Annotated in this window: 18 protein-coding genes; 9 read left to right on the forward strand and 9 right to left on the reverse strand. The window is 43.1% G+C overall.

All coding sequences use genetic code 11. The annotated features are described in order from the left end of the window. The 3 genes from AM228_RS27145 to AM228_RS27150 all read right to left on the reverse strand — a co-directional run. Window positions 1-1,666, reverse strand: a 1,666-nt coding sequence (locus tag AM228_RS27145) for an ATP-dependent Clp protease ATP-binding subunit (protein ID WP_054470034.1), incomplete at its 3' end; no start/stop codon positions are given. 266 nt (window positions 1,667-1,932) lie between these two features. After that, on the reverse strand, window positions 1,933-2,070 hold the full coding sequence (locus tag AM228_RS33710; protein WP_156332101.1) for a hypothetical protein: 138 nt from the start codon (window positions 2,068-2,070) through the stop codon (window positions 1,933-1,935). 414 nt (window positions 2,071-2,484) lie between these two features. Continuing rightward, on the reverse strand, window positions 2,485-3,213 hold the full coding sequence (locus tag AM228_RS27150) for a hypothetical protein (protein ID WP_054470035.1): 729 nt from the start codon (window positions 3,211-3,213) through the stop codon (window positions 2,485-2,487). Here AM228_RS27150 and AM228_RS27155 point away from each other — a divergent pair. The 4 genes from AM228_RS27155 (at window position 3,212) to AM228_RS27170 (ending at window position 7,088) form a co-directional block, all read left to right on the forward strand. Then, complete coding sequence (locus tag AM228_RS27155) at window positions 3,212-4,204, forward strand: aspartate carbamoyltransferase catalytic subunit (RefSeq protein ID WP_054470036.1); 993 nt, start codon at window positions 3,212-3,214, stop codon at window positions 4,202-4,204. The genes AM228_RS27150 and AM228_RS27155 overlap by 2 nt on opposite strands. An 8-nt stretch (window positions 4,205-4,212) precedes the next feature. Further along, a complete protein-coding gene (locus AM228_RS27160; RefSeq protein WP_054470037.1) occupies window positions 4,213-4,692 on the forward strand; it encodes a molybdenum cofactor biosynthesis protein MoaE in 480 nt (159 codons plus the stop codon). A gap of 894 nt (window positions 4,693-5,586) precedes the next feature. Further along, a complete protein-coding gene (locus AM228_RS27165; protein ID WP_054470038.1) occupies window positions 5,587-6,243 on the forward strand; it encodes a sigma-70 family RNA polymerase sigma factor in 657 nt (218 codons plus the stop codon). 248 nt (window positions 6,244-6,491) lie between these two features. After that, on the forward strand, window positions 6,492-7,088 hold the full coding sequence (locus AM228_RS27170; RefSeq protein WP_054470039.1) for an anti-sigma factor: 597 nt from the start codon (window positions 6,492-6,494) through the stop codon (window positions 7,086-7,088). Between the two features lie 59 nt (window positions 7,089-7,147). On the opposite strand, the gene AM228_RS27175 is transcribed toward AM228_RS27170, so the two are convergent. Continuing rightward, entirely contained in the window at window positions 7,148-7,570 is a 423-nt protein-coding gene (locus AM228_RS27175) for a gamma-glutamylcyclotransferase (RefSeq protein ID WP_054470040.1), read from the reverse strand. A 409-nt stretch (window positions 7,571-7,979) separates the two neighbouring features. Between AM228_RS27175 and AM228_RS33715 the strand changes: the two genes are divergently transcribed. Continuing rightward, window positions 7,980-8,132, forward strand: a complete 153-nt coding sequence (locus tag AM228_RS33715) for a hypothetical protein (protein WP_156332102.1) — start codon at window positions 7,980-7,982, stop codon at window positions 8,130-8,132. A gap of 103 nt (window positions 8,133-8,235) precedes the next feature. Here the strand turns inward: AM228_RS33715 and AM228_RS27180 are convergent, their stop codons facing one another. Together AM228_RS27180 and AM228_RS27185 are read right to left on the reverse strand one after the other, a co-directional pair. Further along, window positions 8,236-9,453, reverse strand: a complete 1,218-nt coding sequence (locus AM228_RS27180) for a pentapeptide repeat-containing protein (protein WP_054470041.1) — start codon at window positions 9,451-9,453, stop codon at window positions 8,236-8,238. Between the two features lie 184 nt (window positions 9,454-9,637). Then, window positions 9,638-9,925: a hypothetical protein gene (locus tag AM228_RS27185; protein WP_156332103.1), complete on the reverse strand. Its 288-nt coding sequence runs from the start codon at window positions 9,923-9,925 to the stop codon at window positions 9,638-9,640. 307 nt (window positions 9,926-10,232) lie between these two features. Here AM228_RS27185 and leuS point away from each other — a divergent pair, with 307 nt between their 5' ends. Beyond that, window positions 10,233-12,791, forward strand: coding sequence for a leucine--tRNA ligase (leuS, locus tag AM228_RS27190; protein WP_054470049.1), 2,559 nt, complete (start codon window positions 10,233-10,235; stop codon window positions 12,789-12,791). A gap of 378 nt (window positions 12,792-13,169) precedes the next feature. On the opposite strand, the gene AM228_RS27195 is transcribed toward leuS, so the two are convergent. Beyond that, the gene (locus AM228_RS27195; RefSeq protein WP_054470043.1) at window positions 13,170-13,520 is read right to left on the reverse strand and encodes a transposase; all 351 of its coding nucleotides are present in this window, start codon (window positions 13,518-13,520) and stop codon (window positions 13,170-13,172) included. A gap of 700 nt (window positions 13,521-14,220) precedes the next feature. Continuing rightward, window positions 14,221-14,376 carry a hypothetical protein gene (locus AM228_RS33720; RefSeq protein ID WP_156332104.1) on the reverse strand — a complete coding sequence of 52 codons (156 nt, stop codon included), beginning with the start codon at window positions 14,374-14,376 and terminating at the stop codon, window positions 14,221-14,223. 170 nt (window positions 14,377-14,546) lie between these two features. Between AM228_RS33720 and trmB the strand changes: the two genes are divergently transcribed. The 3 genes from trmB (at window position 14,547) to AM228_RS27215 (ending at window position 18,736) form a co-directional block, all read left to right on the forward strand. Beyond that, on the forward strand, window positions 14,547-15,182 hold the full coding sequence (gene trmB / locus AM228_RS27205; RefSeq protein ID WP_054470045.1) for a tRNA (guanosine(46)-N7)-methyltransferase TrmB: 636 nt from the start codon (window positions 14,547-14,549) through the stop codon (window positions 15,180-15,182). Between the two features lie 744 nt (window positions 15,183-15,926). Continuing rightward, window positions 15,927-16,376: a response regulator gene (locus AM228_RS27210; RefSeq protein WP_054470046.1), complete on the forward strand. Its 450-nt coding sequence runs from the start codon at window positions 15,927-15,929 to the stop codon at window positions 16,374-16,376. 377 nt (window positions 16,377-16,753) lie between these two features. After that, complete coding sequence (locus AM228_RS27215) at window positions 16,754-18,736, forward strand: family 10 glycosylhydrolase (protein ID WP_082349167.1); 1,983 nt, start codon at window positions 16,754-16,756, stop codon at window positions 18,734-18,736. Between the two features lie 82 nt (window positions 18,737-18,818). On the opposite strand, the gene AM228_RS27220 is transcribed toward AM228_RS27215, so the two are convergent. Continuing rightward, complete coding sequence (locus tag AM228_RS27220) at window positions 18,819-19,046, reverse strand: lysylphosphatidylglycerol synthase domain-containing protein (RefSeq protein WP_156332105.1); 228 nt, start codon at window positions 19,044-19,046, stop codon at window positions 18,819-18,821. Between the last annotated feature and the right edge of the window lie 306 nt (window positions 19,047-19,352).

Genomic DNA, 19,352 nt, shown 5'->3' on the forward strand with positions numbered 1-19,352 from the left:
CGGTTTTGCCCACCCCGGTCGGTCCAGAGAAGATAAAAGAGGCGATGGGACGGTTGGGGTTTTTCAGTCCGACCCGGGCGCGACGAATGGCGCGGGATACGGCTTTGACCGCATCGTCTTGTCCGATCATCCGCTGGTGCAGGGTGTCTTCCATGTGCAGTAGTTTTTCCGATTCGGATTCGGTCAGCTTGTTGACCGGGACGCCAGTCCAGGAGGAGACAATGTGGGCAATGTCTTCTTCGGTGACGACTGGGGAAACGTCGGTTTTTTGTATTCCTTCTTTCTTTTTGCTTTGAGCGATCGCCCGAATTTCTTCTTTAATTTCCAATTCGCGATCGCGCAATTCTCCGGCTTTGTCAAAATCCTGTTGCCGGACGGCATCATCTTTTTCTTTTAGGACTTGACGCAGTTCTTTGTCTAACTCCTTCGCTGCTGGAGGCAACTGGGAATTCAGCAATCGCACCCGCGAACCGGCTTCATCAATTAAGTCAATGGCCTTATCTGGTAAATAGCGGTCAGAAATATAGCGATCGGACAGTTTCGCCGCTGCATCCAGGGCTTCGTCGGAAATTTTCAACTTATGGTGTTCCTCGTAGCGATCGCGCAAACCAAAGAGAATCTCAATGGTTTCTTCAACGGTCGGTTCACCCACCATCACTGGCTGAAACCGGCGTTCCAGGGCGGCATCCCGTTCGATATGCTTGCGATACTCATCCAGAGTAGTAGCGCCAATGCATTGGAGTTCGCCTCGGGCTAAAGCCGGCTTGAGAATATTCGCCGCATCGATCGCCCCTTCCGCTGCCCCAGCCCCAATCAGGGTATGGACTTCATCAATCACCAGAATCACATTCCGGGCGGAACGGATTTCATCCATGATTTTTTTCAAGCGCTCTTCAAACTCGCCCCGATACTTGGTTCCCGCCACCAGCAAACCAATATCCAGAGTCACAACGCGCTTATCTTCCAGGATATCTGGAACATCTCCGGTGGCGATTCGTTGGGCTAAACCTTCGGCGATCGCGGTTTTGCCGACCCCGGGTTCCCCAATCAACACGGGATTGTTCTTAGTCCGCCGACCGAGAATCTGGATCACCCGCTCAATTTCTTTCATCCGACCCACCACTGGATCTAACTTGCCTTCCGTGGCCATTTGAGTCAGATTAGAGCCAAACTCATCCAAAGTCGGAGTTTTATTCCGGGAGCCACTAGAACCACCCGCCGTCACTTCGGCGGTTTCTCCTAACATCCGAATCACTTGGGTGCGGACTTTTCCGAGGTCAACCCCCAGATTTTCCAGAACTCTGGCCGCCACCCCTTCCCCTTCGCGGATTAACCCTAGGAGCAAATGTTCTGTACCGATATAGTTGTGACCCAACTGGCGGGCTTCTTCTAAAGACAGTTCTAAAACTCTCTTAGCACGAGGAGTAAACGGAATTTCCACCGCCACGAAGCCAGAACCCCGACCAATGATTTTTTCCACTTCAATCCGGGCGTCTTTGAGGTTTACCCCCATTGACTTGAGAACCTTGGCGGCTACCCCCGTGCCTTCGCCGATCAGACCTAATAGGATCTGCTCAGTTCCCACGAAGTTATGACCCAAGCGACGAGCTTCCTCCTGGGCCAGCATAATTACCTTGATAGCTTTTTCTGTAAACCGTTCAAACATGGCATATCCCCATTACTGATGCTTATGACGCGGAAGATCCTAAGCCACTGCGGTTCCCCTCGCGGGGACAGGCTTGGGGTTTTCCCAAGTAGAGCAAGTGGCGTACAAGTATGGCGAGGAAATACCATCCCCGATTAAATCATCCCCCTTTTCTGGGTACTGATATTACCGAAGCGGAAATCAAATCGTTCCTCGGTTTTCCTGTTTTATTTTTTTTAACCTAATTTCAACGAATCGCCACCCCGTTGCTGTCTTTTATTTAGCCGTCAGGCGATCGGCTGAAGACAAAAGCGGTGTCGCCAGATGCGTTGGAATTTTTTTCGACCAGCCCTTAAAGTTTTTTGAGCCGCGATTCCGCGAGAGCGGATCGCTGCGCGAATCGCCCAGAAAAACATTGAACTCATTGGTTCAGGTTGATTTGATTGTCACCAACCTTTTCCAGGAACAACCAGGAACAAATCAGACGATTCTGTGGTTTTGCTGCCTGGGCTGTAACCGAGTAACCGTCAAGGAGAATTTAGACGTTTTGTCGATCCTTTGATTGACAACCCCTGGGCGACTAGCTATCAGTAGAGTCTATTTGCGACTCTGCACTGAATGTGTACGCTAGATCACCAATTATGATTGGACGTTGACTTTTAGCATAGCAAATCTATCGGTTTTGGTGCCAACGGTGGTTTTTTGTTGTTGGTTGTTGGTTGTTGGTTGTTTGTTCTTTGTTGGCTGTTGTTGGTTATTTGTTGTTTGTTATTTGTTATTGGACTAAGAACTAAGAACGAAGAACGAAGAACCACCAACAAACAACAACTAACAACCAACTAAAGCTGAATCAACTCACCCCGTTCGGTGAACTGAACCGCCTTAATTTTCCAGTCAGGATGATTCATTAAGGTTTCTCGGAGGCTACCAAAGAGGGCAAACTGTTCGCATAAGGATAAAGAGATAAACTGACGACGCGAGTCAGGTTTGAGGCGTAAATCAACGGTGGCGACTCCATCGTCATCAATATTAATCCGATACCCGGCAACGGTAAAATCAGCGCTATTTCTTTCTTGCAATACTTTGCTCACCGCTGCATCCATTGCTCGATCGCGATCGACGGCTACGGGTTCGGGCATCAGCTTTTTGCATTCAATATCCGGCTGATATAAATTCACCCTCACGGTTTTGAGCGGATCTGGCTTAATCTGAAGGGGTAAGTTTTGCGGGACAATCTTAGACGATCCTTCTGTCGTGGATTTCGATGGTGCCACCCTGTAGGGGGGAAGCATTCCGGCAGATATGATATCGCTAAAAACCGGCAACCTATTCCCGGAATGCTTCCCCCTCGCTTCATCAACAGATTTAGGCGGGGCGTTTCCCGTAAGGGATCCGCTTTGCGGCATCGCCTCTGTTTGGGTTATTGCCTTGGGTTGGGGCAGGGCAACTGCCGTGGACTGCACCTCTGTGGAAGTGCGACACCCGGTTAAACTCAGTAAAATTATGCCAGTAAGGGTCACTCTGGCGATATATTTTTTGAGGACGCAATTAAAGTTGGTTACAACCATGTCTACCACCTCCTGGACTCACCGCCACATTATTTCTTTAGAAAGTTTTACTCCTGCCGACTATGACACCGTACTGCAAACCGCTGCTAGTTTTCGGGAAGTGCTCTCCCGTCGGGTGAAGAAAGTTCCCACCCTCCAAGGTCAAGTAGTCACGAACTTATTTTTTGAACCCTCTACCCGAACTCGCAGTAGCTTTGAACTAGCCGCCAAACGTCTCAGTGCAGATACTCTGAATTTTGCCCCCGGTTCTTCTTCCCTGACTAAAGGAGAAACCATTTTAGATACGGCAAAAACCTATCTGGCAATGGGAACTGACCTGATGGTAATTCGCCATCAACAGGCAGGAGTTCCCCAGGCGATCGCCAACGAAATGGATCGTTTGCAATCAGGAGTCGGGGTTCTCAATGCCGGGGACGGTCAGCATGAACACCCCTCCCAAGCACTCCTCGATCTGTTTACGATTTGCCTGGTCTTAGATCCGGAACAGCCCCGACTTGACCTGTTAGCGGGCAAAAAAATTGCTATTGTGGGTGATGTTCTGCATTCACGAGTGGCGCGATCGAATATCTGGAGTTTAACTGCTGCGGCAGGGGCAGAGTTACATTTAGCAGGCCCACCGACTCTGCTACCTCGGTTGTTTGAGGCGATGGGTCAAAACCGACCGGGAAAAATGTTTTTACATTGGAACTTAGATCCAGCCTTAGAAAATGCTGATTTTGTGATGACCTTGCGATTGCAAAAAGAACGTATGAGTCAGCATTTGTTGCCCAGTGGTCGAGAATATCATCAACAATTCGGCATTACTCGCGATCGCCTCAAACTCTGTAAACCTACCGTGAAAGTGATGCACCCAGGGCCGGTCAACCGAGGGGTTGAACTTAGTTCTGACCTGATGGACTCCCCAGAATTCAGCCTAGTTTCCCAACAAGTGACCAGTGGGGTAGCAGTCCGTATGGCCTTGTTATACCTTATGGGGGGTGGCAAAATTTGAATCCTGTAATGAAAACTGCTCCATCGCTGATAGAACAAGATCCCCGCGATCGCTTTACCATCACTTTTGCTCCCTTATCCCTGGATGAGGTTTATCGGCTGGCGGACGATCCGGCCAATGGTGCGGTGGTGGTAATGAGTGGCACAGTTAGAAATCAAACCGATGGTAAGCCTGTGGTGTTTCTGGAATATCAGGCTTATGAACCAATGGCGATCGCGATTTTTCGTCAAATCGCTGTCCAAATTAGACAACAATGGCCTGATGTGAATCGGGTGGTGATTCACCATCGTACTGGCAGCCTGAAAATCGGCGACACTAGCGTCCTAGTGGCAGTAGGTTGCCCCCATCGGGCAGAAGCCTTTGCCGCTTGCCGCTATGCGATCGACACCCTAAAACATAATGCGCCGATTTGGAAAAAAGAGCATTGGGCTGATGGTTCTAGCCATTGGGTCAGTATCGGCGCTTGCGAAGCCGAATCAGTCCCTTAAACCCCGTAACTAATTACTTTTAACTAACCTCAGTGATTTTCAGGCATTTTCAGTCATTTCTAATCATTTTCAATCAGAAACTTTCATTCAGGACGGGAATCCTGGGGCTTGGAACTAAAGGGGAGTTAAAGGGCAGTTAAATCTTAAAAAAATCTCATCAATTTCTCTGTGGAGTCTTCTCAGAGAAATTGAGTTATTATTCCGATAATATTCTCTGGATAAAAAATAATTATCAGTAGTTTTAACGCGGTAATACCTAGGATGATCTGCGGATAATTTTATGTTTTACAGAATTATTTATATTCTGTGTGCTAAATAAAAGCTAGGGTAAATTTAGGTAAACATAGATATAATAGCATAAAAAACTATAATTTCTAGGGTTGACGCCAAAACAATCATAAAGATTAACGTTGAAATTTTCAGCTAAAATTCAACTGATATAGTTGATACACTGCTCCCTGGCAAAATCAGTATAATTACTGAATGTTTTTGAGAAAAAATGTCCCATAATTTATCTAGAATAGTTCAGAGCCAGGAGTAAGGTGTACAATTAAGAAAAATCTCCCAAAAATCTCCTCTCCTAATCTTGCTGATTCTAGGCATCGTGCCTGAAATACGAAGTAAAGGCAGGAGGCACTGCCCCGGCCAGGAAAAAATCAACAAAAAGCTGATCACTGGTGATCGCGGTTGGTTTTGGGACAACCTCCATTTTCTTTGTCCATATCCTTGACTTTAAGGATTTCTGACGATTGCCGATTCTAGATTGTGTTCAAATCTTGATTTGTGACAGCCATTCTTAAAAGTGCCTACTAAACCCTGGAAGAATTCAGGAACATCTGCCACAATGGCACTGTCAACCATCAAGGAATCTGTTGTTTAGCTAATTCCACTTCCATGAGTTACTCTCCTTCTGCATCTTGGTCCAATTCCCAAACCGCTAAAACCCAAGCGGTTTCCACTCCAGAACAACTTTCAAATAATGATTTGGTACTACGTTGTCAGGAAGGGGTGCATCCAGATCGTGCCGCCTTTACTGAACTGCTGCGCCGTCACCAGTCCCATGTAGAAAAGATTCTCTATCATTTGGCTCCTGACTGGCAAGACCGAGCAGACTTAGCCCAAGAAGTTTGGATCCGGGTTTACCGGAATATCAATCGCTTAAAAGATCCCGTGAAGTTCCGGGGTTGGTTGAGTCGGATTGCTACTAACCTGTTTTACGATGAATTGCGTAAACGCAAACGAGTCCGTCCCCCGATCTCCCTTGATGCTCCTCGCACTGTCGAGGACGGAGAAATGGATTGGGATATTGCTGCTGATCGCCCAGGACCAGATGAAGACCTGAGTACCCGTGAGTTTTACGATCAACTGCGAGAAGCGATCGCCGATTTGCCGGAAGTCTTTAGAACAACTATTGTCTTACGCGAAATTGATGGCATGGCTTATGAGGAAATCGCCGAAATTACCGGCGTATCCCTGGGAACCGTAAAGTCCCGCATTGCTAGAGCTCGCCAACGCTTACAAGTTCAATTACAAGACTATTTGAACAGCTAAAGATGCCGAGATCCACTCCATATTATTTTCCAGATTATTTTCCAGATTATTTTCCAGATTATTTTCCAGATTATTTTTCATATTGGTTAAATATTGGCTAAATATTGGCTAAATATCTGGAAGTGGTGCCAATGGCCTCAGATAGATAAAATATCGAGGGAAAAAAATTCGTTATAATGAATAATGATATACCTTGCATTTTTTATTCGGGGTATCTTTCCCCAGTTTAACTTGGTGGTGATGTGAAAATGACCTCCAAAACCGAGTCATATAACAATCATTCCATTGATCGCCTGCCTGGGAGCCCTAGCTTACCAGCAAAAAACCCTCTTGCCCAAGCCAATAGTCTGGCTGCAAAGCTAAATATTGATGCGTTCTCATTGCTGAGTGCCTATATCGACGGTGAAGCAACTCCGGAAGAACGCCGTCAGGTAAATCAATGGCTGGACAACGATCCAGAAGTGAAAAGCCTGTATTTGCACTTGTTGCGGATTCGCCAAAATCTCCAGCAAATGCCCGTTCCCCAATCATCGGCATCTACTGCTGAGACGGTTGAGCGATTTTTCTGGCTGTTGGATCAACGTCGTCGGCGAAACATGGCTAAGATGGGCTTGGGGGCGATCGCGGCTTTATTTGTGGCCGCCCTTTTGGGTCTGGTTCCCGGAGTACCTTCAGTCACTCAACTGGCGAAGTCTTCTGACAATAATGTGGAATCCCAGCAATTAATGATCGCCTTAAACCGACCGATCGTGCCGATTCCTAAAGCTGCGGTGGCTGTACCGATGAACTACGAAAGACAATCTTACTCTAACGATCAATATAATTCCACTGAGCAAAGATACTAAGCAAATACTAAGCAAATACTAAGCAAATACTAAGCAAAAGTAACTTGCCCAGTTTCCTTTCACTCTATAGTTTGCTCATTGGTCGGGACACACCATATTCCTTCTGGTAAAAAAACCCCGCCCCGCAAACTGACTCGTTGCGGTGTCATAATATATGTCCAAACTAATCCCAGGGATATGCCGGTGACAGTGTACACTTCAATCTGTTGCCGGTTATATTCGTTTGCTTCAGGGGGTCGATTTGGATCATAGCCTTCTAATACATCAATACTTTGAAAAATATTCGGGTCAGTAAAAGATAGGACGACTCCGTGAACTTTCCCTTGACCTAATGTCATTCCGGGATAACCCAGTTCAGATAAGTGAAAGAGTTGTCCAAAGGCGATCGCTTCTTCGGCTTTGATGACCTTCCCTTCACAATAGCGGTAATAGTTGCATTCACCGGGTTTGAGTGTACCGTAGACGAATATTTTGGTTAACATATTGTTATTTATTTGCTGTTTGTTGTTTGTTGTTTGTTGTTTTCCTTGTTCCTAAATATGATTGTTTTACGATCGCCCACGAAAAAACGGCAAAGGGAAGCCCCCTCACAGGGGCTTCCCTGGTGAAGTGTGGAGCATAAAGGGATTTGCCTGGCCCGGAATTACACTTTAAGAATCTGATGTTTTTAACCCGATAAGGCGGACGCTTAAGGCGCAACTCCGGGCCGGGCGACCCTGGCTATGCTTGGGCTTTTTTGCTGATGTGAAAAGCCCCTATTAACCGGAATCATCAATAATTATCATAAGCAATTTACTTTTATTTGTCAATAGCTGTAAAACAAAAAAATGTTTTTTTGGATAAGCTTTATATCCCAAAGATCAGAGTAAAAATATAAAATTTTTCTGTAATATGCCGGTAATCGCAAAGTTACGATCTAAGAAACGGGGTTTCTGGGATAACTTTTATATTTCTTGGGTAAAGCTAAAAAAAGAAACCCGGTTTCTGGGAGAAGGCGATCGCTTTTTCCAAACCCGCAAGCAAGAAACCGGGTTTCTGGGATAACTTTTATATCTGGGATAACTTTTATATTTATTGGGTAAGGGTAAAAAAAGAAACCCGGTTTCTGGGAGAGGAGAATAAATTTTTTTCACCGCAAAGACGCACCCTAGCGAATGACTATATCGCGATCGCTCAATAGGTTTTCTTTAGCACCCTCAATTAATCTTAAAAGATGGGAACATTGCTCTGGAACCTCTCTTAATTCCTGAAATAGAATCTTTTTCACGTCATCCCGTTCCAGCAAACTCAAGTATTCATCATCAACTTCGCTGAGTTCAATCGCAATTCCCACTGCGGTGAATTGTTCCATCAATAATGGAGACTGGAGCATTTCTTCCATCAAATCTAATAATAGATTGACATTATTGTTATATGCAGTTTCAATCAGTTCGCCGTTCGTGTACTGAATCAATCTCAAAAAGTGGGGAAATTGCTTGGGAATCTCTTCAATTTTTTTGAACAGAATATTTTTCAGATGATTCCGTTTCAACAACGTAAAGTATTTTTTATCGAGGGGGCTAAGTTTAACCGCCATAACCACTGCGGTGAGTTGTTCTTCAAACAAGGGAGACTCAAGCATTTTCGCGATCGCATAACCCATGTCTATCTTGTTTCTGCATAAATTGTCAATCAATTTGCTGGCATTCTGCCGAACAATAGAATGCTCATCTACTAAACGTAATAACATCCATTCAAATAATTTATTTGTTTGATTAAATAGATGCCGAGGAATGAGCTTTTCTAATGCTTGGAATGCGATAGATCGCACATCCCACTCTGAGTCAGCCAGCATACAGCCCAAAATTGGCGCTGCCACAAAATTGCCTAAATTGCCTAATTCTTCGACTGCATCGTACCTAATATCATTTCGTTCCGAAAGCATTTTTGTGGCCGTCGCAACGACTTCTGATGGCCAGGATAAACAATCTGGAAGTTTATCTCCTATGATAAATTCATCATCCCATAAACTATTGGCAAAAGTTGGTTTATTTTCCGGATCGAACAAACACGATATAAGATGAGAATCGTTTATTTTTACGTTTTGCCATTTAGCAGTTCTAAAATCTGTAGGCGCATAATCAGGAGAAGAAAAACAGTAAGAAAATTTGGTTTCGTACAAAATCGCTTCCCGAAACGATGCCCCATTGAGAAGACAGCCAAAAAACTCGACATTTGACAGGTCTACTCCATCGAATATCGCATCTCGCAAATCGCAGAAACTTAGAGAATCTTTTGGCTTGATAGCAGGAGGAACTTTTATCCCCCGCCAATTTATGCCTGTATAGGTTGATTTCAAGTCGTTAAGTTTTTTAAGAGTATCCATTTGTTATTCTCCTAACTGTTCTTTCCAAGGTTTTGCCCAAGCGGGAATCTTTGGATCTTTACCATTTTTGTAATCTTCAGCCCATTGCAGTGCTTCTTCTATCTTTTGTATTTCATATTGGATTCTTTGCCTAGCTTCTGGAGGTAAATTTGGCAGGTGTTTTTTTAGTCCTTTAATATATTGTCTACACTTGCGATCGTGAAGCGTATTTTTTTTTCAGTGACTTTGGCTCATTTCCTACACCACCTTCAAACTGTTCTTTTATTACCATAAATGCAGAACTGCCATCACCATATTCAGCCCGTTCTCGATACAAGTCATTCATTACTTCTTGAGCTTGATCGATCGCTTTAGCCTCTTCCCGTGGAAAGCGTGTTTCTGGATTTTCAATTAACTTTGCTTCTGGCGTTGTTGCTATTACCTCTAGTCGGCGCAATTTTTCTTTGTTTTGATTTTTATCTGGAGTCATCACCCATGAACGCTTGTCTTAGCTGGTAAGTTACGAATTAACAATTAATTATTTAATTGTTTGACCCTGCCCCAGACAAAATCATACTGCACCAACCCTTTTAATCTAGCTTATTTAATATCTGACCATAATGTTACAACTGTAGTATATTGACTGGTTGAAATATCACTGGTGCTGTCTAATCCAGCTTAAGGGGCAAGCAACCCCCAACAACCAACCAACAACTAATAACGAATAACAAATCAAAGCATATCCCCGGATATAATATCCATGACATATCCATGACCGCAAGACAGCAGGAGTGATTTTCGTGGAGTCAAAATATAACCCCGCGTCCATTGAAGAAAAATGGCAGCAGACTTGGATCGAGCAAAACGCCGATCGCACAGAGGAGAATAGCCAAAAGCCAAAATTCTATACTCTGTCGATGTTTCCCTACCCATCCGGCAATCTACACATGGGTCATGTGCGGGTTTACACCATTACTGATGTGATTGCCCGATTGAAGCGAATGCAAGGTTATCGGGTACTTAACCCAATGGGATGGGATGCTTTTGGTTTGCCCGCAGAAAATGCGGCGATCGAGCGAGGAATTCATCCGGCAAAATGGACTTATCAAAATATTGCCCAAATGAAAGGGCAATTGCAGAAATTGGGTATTTCTTTTGACTGGAGTCGGGAAGTGACCACCTGTTCCCCGGACTATTATAAATGGACTCAGTGGATTTTCCTGCAATTCTATCAAGCAGGTTTGGCTTATCAAAAAGAAGCTGCGGTGAATTGGGACCCCATCGACCAAACAGTTTTAGCCAATGAACAAGTAGATAATGAGGGGCGATCGTGGCGATCGGGGGCGATCGTTGAACGCAAACTATTGCGGCAATGGTTCCTCAAAATTACCGACTATGGCGAACAATTATTAAATGACTTAGATAAACTCACCGGATGGCCTGATCGCGTCAAATTGATGCAAGCAAATTGGATCGGCAAATCCACCGGGGCTTATTTAGAATTTCCCATTATCGGCATGGATGAAAAAATCGGCGTATTTACCACTCGTCCCGACACGGTTTATGGGGTGACTTATGTGGTTTTAGCCCCCGAACATCCGTTAACCCCTCGCGTCACTACCGCAGATAGAAAAGCTGCCGTAGAAACATTTATCAAAGAAGTGGGTAGCCAAAGTGAATTAGAACGAACTGCCGAAGATAAACCCAAGCGCGGTATTCCCACTGGAGGCAAAGCGATTAATCCTTTTACTGGGGAAGAAATTCCCATTTGGATTGCGGATTATGTACTCTATGAATATGGCACTGGGGCAGTCATGGGAGTTCCTGCCCATGATATTCGTGATTTTAAATTTGCCCGTGAAAATAACCTGGGAATTAAAACCGTAATTGTCCCCAATAATACGGAAACCGCCGAAGCTTTAACAGAAGCCTATACCGAACCGGGAATAATGATTAATTCCGGGGAATTTGATGGCATGGATTCTACTCAAGGAAAACAGGCAATTATTGACAAAGCGGAAACAGAAGGTTGGGGCAAAGCGCGAATCCAATATCGCCTGAGAGATTGGTTGATTTCTCGTCAACGTTATTGGGGTGCGCCCATTCCCGTGATTCACTGTCCCAGTTGTGGAACTGTCCCGGTTCCTGATGCAGATTTGCCGGTAAAATTACCCGAAGATGTGGAATTTTCTGGTCGTGGGGCGAGTCCTTTGGCCAAGTTAGAAAACTGGGTAAATGTGCCTTGTCCTAGCTGTGGAGAACCGGCTAAACGGGAAACCGATACGATGGATACTTTTATTGATTCTTCCTGGTATTTCTTGCGTTATGCCGATGCCAAAAACGAGCAAGTAGCCTTTGAAAAAGCTAAGGTAAATGACTGGTTGCCCGTGGATCAATATGTGGGGGGAATTGAACACGCAATTCTACATTTGCTTTATTCTCGTTTCTTTACCAAAGTATTGCGCGATCGCGGCTTATGTAACTTTGACGAACCATTCCAACGGCTATTAACTCAAGGCATGGTACAAGCCATGACCTACAAAAATCGTACCACTGGGAAATATATTCCCCCAGCCCAAGTTAATCCCAACGACCCCAAAGATCCCACCACCGGGGAACCCTTGGAAGTCTTCTATGAAAAAATGTCCAAATCTAAATATAACGGCGTTGACCCATTAGAAGTCATGGCCAAATATGGGGCAGATACGGCGCGGATGTTTATCCTGTTTAAAGCCCCCCCAGAAAAAGATTTAGAATGGGATGATGCAGACGTAGAAGGACAATCTCGGTTCTTAAATCGGGTGTGGCGATTAGTCACTGAATATAACGGTAACGCCCCCAAATCTATCAAGACTGATAAATTAGATAAAGCCGAAAAAGACTTACGGCGGGCAGTCCATACCGCCATCAAAGAAATCACCGAAGATTTAGATGGAGAATATCAATTTAACACGGCAATTTCTGAGTTAATGAAACTCAGTAACGCCTTAACTGAAGCTAAATGCACTAACTCTCCGGTTTATGGCGAAGGTATCGAAACCTTAATTATGTTACTTGCCCCATTTGCCCCCCATATTGCGGAGGAATTATGGCAAATTCGCGGCTATCAAAACTCAGTCCATACTCAACCTTGGCCAAAAGTTGACCCCGAAGCTTTAGTCCTGGATGAAATCACCCTCGTGATTCAAATTATGGGCAAAACTCGCGGCACAATTCAAGCCCCTGCGGGCTTAGATAAAGCCGCCTTAGAACAATGTGCTCGTGACTCAGAAATTTACCAACGCTATATTGGTGATGCTGAAGTGAAAAAAGTCATTGTCGTCCCCGATAAATTAGTCAACTTTGTCGTGGCGAAATAAACGAAAACCCGGTTTATTGAAGAAACNNGTTTCTTCAATAAACCGGGTTTCTCTCTTCCCTCTCTGTGCCTCTCTGTGTCTGAATTGGTAAAACCGCCAATTTTTTCTCCAAAAACTATTGACAAATCCCAATATCACCGCTAAGATATAAAAAATGTTAAAGTGGAAAACTGTGCTGACATATATATAGAAGCCAAAAACCGGCTTTCTGTGGGAGGCAAAAAAGAAACTCGGTTTCTTAGTTCGGAGTCTTAAGAAAGCGATCGCTATTTGAAAATAAATTTGAAAATAAAATAGTGTACCTATGCGCTGCCAATCACTATCTGAAAATCATGCCAGTTTCAAAAATTATTGCTACAGTTACAGTTTGTTCATTAATTAGCTAGTGCAGTAGGAGCATTTGGTAAACCAGTTCTTAAAATTTGTCCGACCAGCCTCAAAGCAAGTTGAACCAACTGTTGCCTCGATCGCTTGTGTAGGCAAAAGTCTAACCATTGACTTAATCGTTGACCACAACATCTCAATCTTGTTAAAGTCTGGTGAGTATGGTGGTAAGGACTCTACTCTTGCTCCGGCAGAGGCGATGTTGCATCCGCAACGCTCCGCGAACGGTTCTTCGATGCCTTCCATTTTATGAATATTGAGATTATCCACAATCGTTACATCCTTTAGCTTGAGTTTCGGTATCAGTTCGCTCTCGACAAACTCCCTAAAGTCTTTCCCTTTCATGGAGCAAATCATCGCTTTTATCGCCACAAACCCTTGTGCTTCAAATCGCCCCGACCAAGGTCATTTTCCTGCCCTGTTAAAACTGTCTGAAACAGAATGCCTTTTTGTTTTTTTCACTCCGGGGTATCTCCCGACTCATGCCTACCGAAAAAGCCGTCTCATCTTTTCAGCGTCAGCCCTTCTTTTTTAGAAACTCACACATACCCCCTAAACTGGCATAAGTATTTTACTCTTGTAATAGATGCTGGCAATACTGTCGCCGAGTCAAATCCGGGTGTTCTTGCACCATAAAAACAATTTTCATCTTGATGCGCTTCAAGTTTTCCGGGGCGAGTTGAACCAGTATTTTTAAGCGTTAAGTCTTGAGTTTCCCGATGTCGTTTGATATAACTGTGAACCGGATGAAGGCTAATCATAAACCGATCGGCAAGCTGTCGAATTGAACCAAAGCCCAATTTTTAAGCAGCAACAACTTTTTTTTCTGAGGTCAAGGGAGTAACGGCTCATAACTGAATCTGGTCTGGATTCAGTGTGCCTCTAGTCTATCACCTTGCCTGTTAGATGTATTTCCTGAATAAGCTGTAAGTTGCCGTCGCTCTCTCTTTTTCCGATTGATTCTGTTGCCGATCGCCCACAATGCTTTTGGAACCCCTGGGGAAATCCTGGGTTGTTTGGTTGTTTGTAATATTGTAATATAACTTTACACCATATCTTTACTATTGCCCTGGTTAACCGCCAAGAAACGGTAGAGAGGCGCGATCGCTTGACCACGGGTTGAACCCAGATGACATTCTGGGTTTTTTTGCCGATCTATTTTTAAAAAAATTTGATATATTGAATAATATAGATTAGTCATCGGTAACTTTAACGGCTGATGCCAACTTGATCCGATTAAAGCAGACAGAAATGCCCTCAAAAATCCCAAAAAAACTGTCAAGTGTTTTCAGGGATTTGCTCGGCGAGGCTATTTTTCTGCGAAAATTTCTGTAAAAATCCCACCACTTTACACAAAGGAGGTCTAAACATTTGGTACGGGTACGAGTTCGCCAACATGTAAATCCACTGAGTCAAGCGTATGAAAAGCCAGTGACACCCCCAGATTGGCCTCAAGTTTATTCTGACTTGACTAAACCACTCCATTTAGATATTGGCTGCGCTTGGGGAGGTTTTTTGCTCTTGATGGCACAAGTAGTCCCTGAGTGGAATTATTTGGGGCTAGAAATTCGTGAAGCCGTGGTTAATGAAGCGATCGCCAATCGAGATCGAGCGGGCTTAGACAATCTACATTATATTTTTTGTAATGTAAATCAATCTTTACCCGGATTATTGGCATCTTTGCCTGTGGAAACCTTGCAAAGAGTTTCGATTCAATTTCCCGATCCTTGGTTTAAAAAACGACATCAAAAACGTCGAATGGTACAACCGAATATAGTGGAAACTCTGGCGCATTATTTAACCACTGAAGGAGAAGTTTTTTTACAGTCAGATGTGGAAGAAGTCGCCAGAGAAATGCGCGATCGCTTTTTAGCACATCCCAGCTTTTCTCTGAATTATTCAGACTGGTTGCCAGACAATCCTCTTCCGGTTTCTACGGAAAGAGAGCTTTCTACCCTGAAAAATAAAGCTCCGGTTTATCGTTGCTTATTAGTCAAAAAAAATTAATTTTGCTTAAGCGATTGAGCATTATTTCCTCTTTGTCCTTTGCACGAAATCAACAAATATTTGCCCAACCAACAATCTGATGAAAAAAACATATCCCTAATAACAACCTATCGATATTTGAGACAAAAGCGCCTAATGATTAAAACATCTCATAATATTCGTCATAGCCTATTATTGCCACAACCCCATCTATTAACCGGTTAGGGGTGAAAGCATTTGATAGCATGATTACTGAAAATCTGCGATTTTTAGTTATAACAAGATTGAGATTGGCTAACGGAAAATTCTTAATTCCTAAAATAACTCATGCCCTTAAATTTTTTTAATGATCGAATAATTAATTATTGATCATTAAAAAAATTCATCAGCAGCATAATTTCAGCATTTAAGCATAATAATGATGAATCATTGGCTTGAAGCACCCAACCAAATTATCAACAAGATTAATTAAAATAAGATCAACATAATCAACATAATAAATATCAAAAATGTCAAAAATATTAGGTTAGGTAAATATATAATATATGATATGGCTGTATTTGCTCACAAAAAAACAAAAAATACAAAAATACCAAAAATACAATGGCTGACTAATTAAAAATTATGAAAAATATGCTAGATATAAATTTATCCAAATAAATTAATTATGCGGATGAATGAGTCTGGGAGCATTAAGGTGAATCAATCAGTCACCATTGGCTCTAAAATTTACTTCTATAATCAAAACCATAGATGAGGCAAACGATGAATACCAGATTAGTTGAAGTATTATTAGTGGAAGATGACGAAGCGGAAGCCGACCTGACTCGCGAAACTTTGCAGGATCAGAGTATTTCTGTGAAATTAAATACGGTAGAAGATGGCATCGAAGCGATGGCCTATCTGCTCCAAAAAGGTGAATATGCCAATGCGGTGCGACCGGACGTGATTTTGCTGGATTTGAATATGCCAAAAAAAGATGGTCGGGAAGTTTTAAAAGAATTGAAAAATGATGATAATTTAAAACATATCCCTGTCTTGGTTTTAACAAATTCTTCTTCAGATAAAGATATTTTAATTGCTTATCAACTAGGAGCTAATTGTTATTTAAAAAAACCAATTGTTTTAGATGAATTTGCCCATGTGCTCAAGTTGATAGATCGGTTTTGGTTTAATTTAGTAACATTACCGATTTGGCAAACTCAAATTAATTAAATAGCCACTTAAATAGCCATAATTCACCCTTTTCTCAACAATTGTTGTAGCAATTATTGTAAGTCTAAAAGAAACATAACATCGGCTGTCTCAAAAATCCTGGGATGCCCCACCGCTGAATTCGGGACAGCTTTTTAGCCCATAGGGTGTTGAATTTATGTCTGCTAACTTACTTATCAATAACAAATAAACAATAAACAATAAACAATAACAACTAACAACCAGCAACTAGCAACCAATAACCAATAACCCCCCAATTCCCCCAACCCCCCTTCAAAGGGGGGCAACCAATAACCAATAATCAATAATTAATAGATAATAAATAATAATTAATAATTTACTTTTTGGCTAACAGGCCGGCATCAACCCGGGCTAAAATGTCATCACTGTTGTTAATCGTGTCTATGATGTTGGAGTTTTTTTCGCGACGTTTAGGTATGGCTTCATTCTTGGCGTTCGGGTTGACTGCTCAGTCAATGTTCCCCGCGATCGCCCAAACCCAGTTTACGGATACTGAAGATCATTGGGCTAGGGCTTGTATTAGTGAATTAAAAAATAGACGGATTATTAATGGATACCCGGACGGCAGTTTTCGTCCCAATGCCCCCGTTACTCGCGCTGAATTTGCCAGTCTATTAATGACGGCTTTTTCCAACCGAGAATCCGTTAGAGAACCGATTCAATTTATTGATATTCCTACGGATTTTTGGGCTGAAAATGCGATTCGGGAAGCTTATAAAAGAGCTTTTTTATCGGGATATTCGGGACGAATTTTTAATCCTAATCAAAAGATTCCCAAGGTGCAAGTTTTGGTAGCAATTACGGCGGGATTAAACTATTCTGCTAATCAGTTAACACCCGATCAATTAGATTTAGCTTTGAATGATGCCCAAGGGATTCCAGAGTACGCTAGAAGTGCGATCGCGGCTGCTATTGAAAGACAGCTTTTGGTGAATTATCCTAATGTGCGGGAATTTAATCCCAATCAACCGGCAACTCGCGCAGAAGTGGCGGCTTTTTTCTGTCAAAGTTTAATGGGGGTTTATTCGCCAATTCCGATTCAATATATTGCTAGGGCAAATGGATTAAGTTCAGAAATTACTGGGGCTGACAAACCATTGGCAACGGGTAATCCCCAAACTCCGGTAGCGAATAACCCGCCAAATGCAGGAAGTAATCAGACCGAAACTCCGGTAGGAAATAATCCGCCAACTTCACAGAATCAGCCGCCGACAAGAAGTCCCAGTCAGGCAATCACAAATGGGGAAATTCGTGGGGTGTGGTTGACTAATATTGATAGTGAGGTATTATTTGCTTCGGAAAATGTGGCAGCGGCGATCGCTCGTCTGGCGGATTTGAATTTTAATACGGTTTATCCGACGGTTTGGAATTGGGGTTATACTCTGTATCCGAGTCAAGTGGCTGACAATGTGGTCGGCAGTAAAATTGATCCAGATCCAGGGTTGCGCGATCGCGATGTTTTAGCAGAAATTATTCGCCATAGTCGGGCAAAAAATTTACGAGTAATTCCTTGGTTTGAGTTTGGTTTTATGGCTCCAGCAGATTCAGAATTAGCCCGTCGTCGTCCTAATTGGATTACCAAACGTAGTGATGGCACTCAGGTGAAAATGGAAGGAGCCCATCCGCGAGTTTGGCTGAATCCTTTTCATCCAGAAGTGCAACAATTTCTGATTGATTTAATCGTGGAAGCTGTGCGTAACTATGATATCGATGGGATTCAATTAGACGATCACTTTGGGCTACCCTCTGAGTTTGGGTACGATGAATTTACCATAGCAATTTATAAAAAAGAAAATAATGGGAAAGAACCCCCCAGTGACCCCAAAGATCCTCAATGGTTGCGGTGGCGAGCGGATAAAATTACCGAGTTTATGGAAAAGTTATTTAGAGCCATTAAAGCTGAAAAAGAAGATGTGATTGTAGGGGTATCTCCTAATCCGCAAAATTTTTCTTATCGAGAGTTTTTGGCGGATTGGTCAACTTGGGAACAAAAAGGCTTTATCGAGGAATTGATTGTGCAAATCTATCGGAGCGATCGCAATGCGTTTATGGTGGAACTCCAGGATGAGTCGATTCAAAAAGCCCGTAAACATATCCCCGTCGGCATTGGGATTTTATCCGGTTTAAAAGGGCGACCGATTTCGATGGCTGATATTGCTGACCAAGTAAATATTGTGCGAAATCAAGGATATGCGGGAGTTTCTTTCTTTTTCTATGAAAGTATCTGGAATTGGGCACCAGCACCGGCTAATGAAAGAGCAGAATCTTTGCAGAATATTTTTCCGCAAAAAATAGAGGCACCAGACATTTTACAAGGGTGGGAACCGCAAAAAAATTAAGGTTGGTGTGGCGATCGCGCTTTCTCGTTGATTAGTCTCTGAGATATTTTTCTATCAACCAGGCGCTTGCCCCGCCAATGGCTTAGGCGGCCAAACTAATCAGCCGATAAAAGGCGATCGCACCAAGCAAAATGCCTGGGGGGAAATTATTTTGCAATAAGGCGATCGCCGTAGCTTCAAAAATGCCAATTCCCCCCGGGGCGACGGGAAGCACTAAACCGAGTAACCAGGCAAAACTAAAAGCACTCAATACTAAAAATCCTGATGAAATCAGAGTGGCTAAATTGAATGAATCGAGGGGTTGAAGCATGGCCAACATTGCCAATAAAAAACCACTACCTCGCAGCCACAGAAAACCCAGTTCGCCGATTAAAGAAAATAAGGGATAGCGTTGGAGTTGTCCCGGTTATAACCGCAGAGAATTTAGGGAATCTTTATCAGATAACGAACTTTGAGAAAATCTTAACTTTTCCGAGCATTGGCGATATTAATAATCTTATAAAAATCAAACATATTGATAAAATAATTTTCGGAAAAACCCAGAGATTTACTCTCTCTGTGTCCTAGTTTTTTAGGTCAGGTGAAATATTTTTTGGGGCGATTAATAATGAACAAC

The sequence above is a fragment of the Planktothricoides sp. SR001 genome (assembly GCF_001276715.1).
Lineage (GTDB): Bacteria > Cyanobacteriota > Cyanobacteriia > Cyanobacteriales > Laspinemataceae > Planktothricoides > Planktothricoides raciborskii.

Coding starts and splice junctions, on each gene's coding strand:
- AM228_RS33710 (WP_156332101.1), bottom strand. CDS start 2,070: ATGAGTTCAATGTTTTTCTGGGCGATTCGCGCAGCGATCCGCTCTCGC.
- AM228_RS27155 (WP_054470036.1), top strand. CDS start 3,212: ATGTCTACCACCTCCTGGACTCACCGCCACATTATTTCTTTAGAAAGT.
- AM228_RS27150 (WP_054470035.1), bottom strand. CDS start 3,213: ATGGTTGTAACCAACTTTAATTGCGTCCTCAAAAAATATATCGCCAGA.
- AM228_RS27160 (WP_054470037.1), top strand. CDS start 4,213: ATGAAAACTGCTCCATCGCTGATAGAACAAGATCCCCGCGATCGCTTT.
- AM228_RS27165 (WP_054470038.1), top strand. CDS start 5,587: ATGAGTTACTCTCCTTCTGCATCTTGGTCCAATTCCCAAACCGCTAAA.
- AM228_RS27170 (WP_054470039.1), top strand. CDS start 6,492: ATGACCTCCAAAACCGAGTCATATAACAATCATTCCATTGATCGCCTG.
- AM228_RS27175 (WP_054470040.1), bottom strand. CDS start 7,570: ATGTTAACCAAAATATTCGTCTACGGTACACTCAAACCCGGTGAATGC.
- AM228_RS33715 (WP_156332102.1), top strand. CDS start 7,980: ATGCCGGTAATCGCAAAGTTACGATCTAAGAAACGGGGTTTCTGGGAT.
- AM228_RS27180 (WP_054470041.1), bottom strand. CDS start 9,453: ATGGATACTCTTAAAAAACTTAACGACTTGAAATCAACCTATACAGGC.
- AM228_RS27195 (WP_054470043.1), bottom strand. CDS start 13,520: ATGAAAGGGAAAGACTTTAGGGAGTTTGTCGAGAGCGAACTGATACCG.
- AM228_RS33720 (WP_156332104.1), bottom strand. CDS start 14,376: ATGACTAATCTATATTATTCAATATATCAAATTTTTTTAAAAATAGAT.
- AM228_RS27210 (WP_054470046.1), top strand. CDS start 15,927: ATGAATACCAGATTAGTTGAAGTATTATTAGTGGAAGATGACGAAGCG.
- AM228_RS27215 (WP_082349167.1), top strand. CDS start 16,754: ATGTCATCACTGTTGTTAATCGTGTCTATGATGTTGGAGTTTTTTTCG.
- AM228_RS27220 (WP_156332105.1), bottom strand. CDS start 19,046: ATGCTTCAACCCCTCGATTCATTCAATTTAGCCACTCTGATTTCATCA.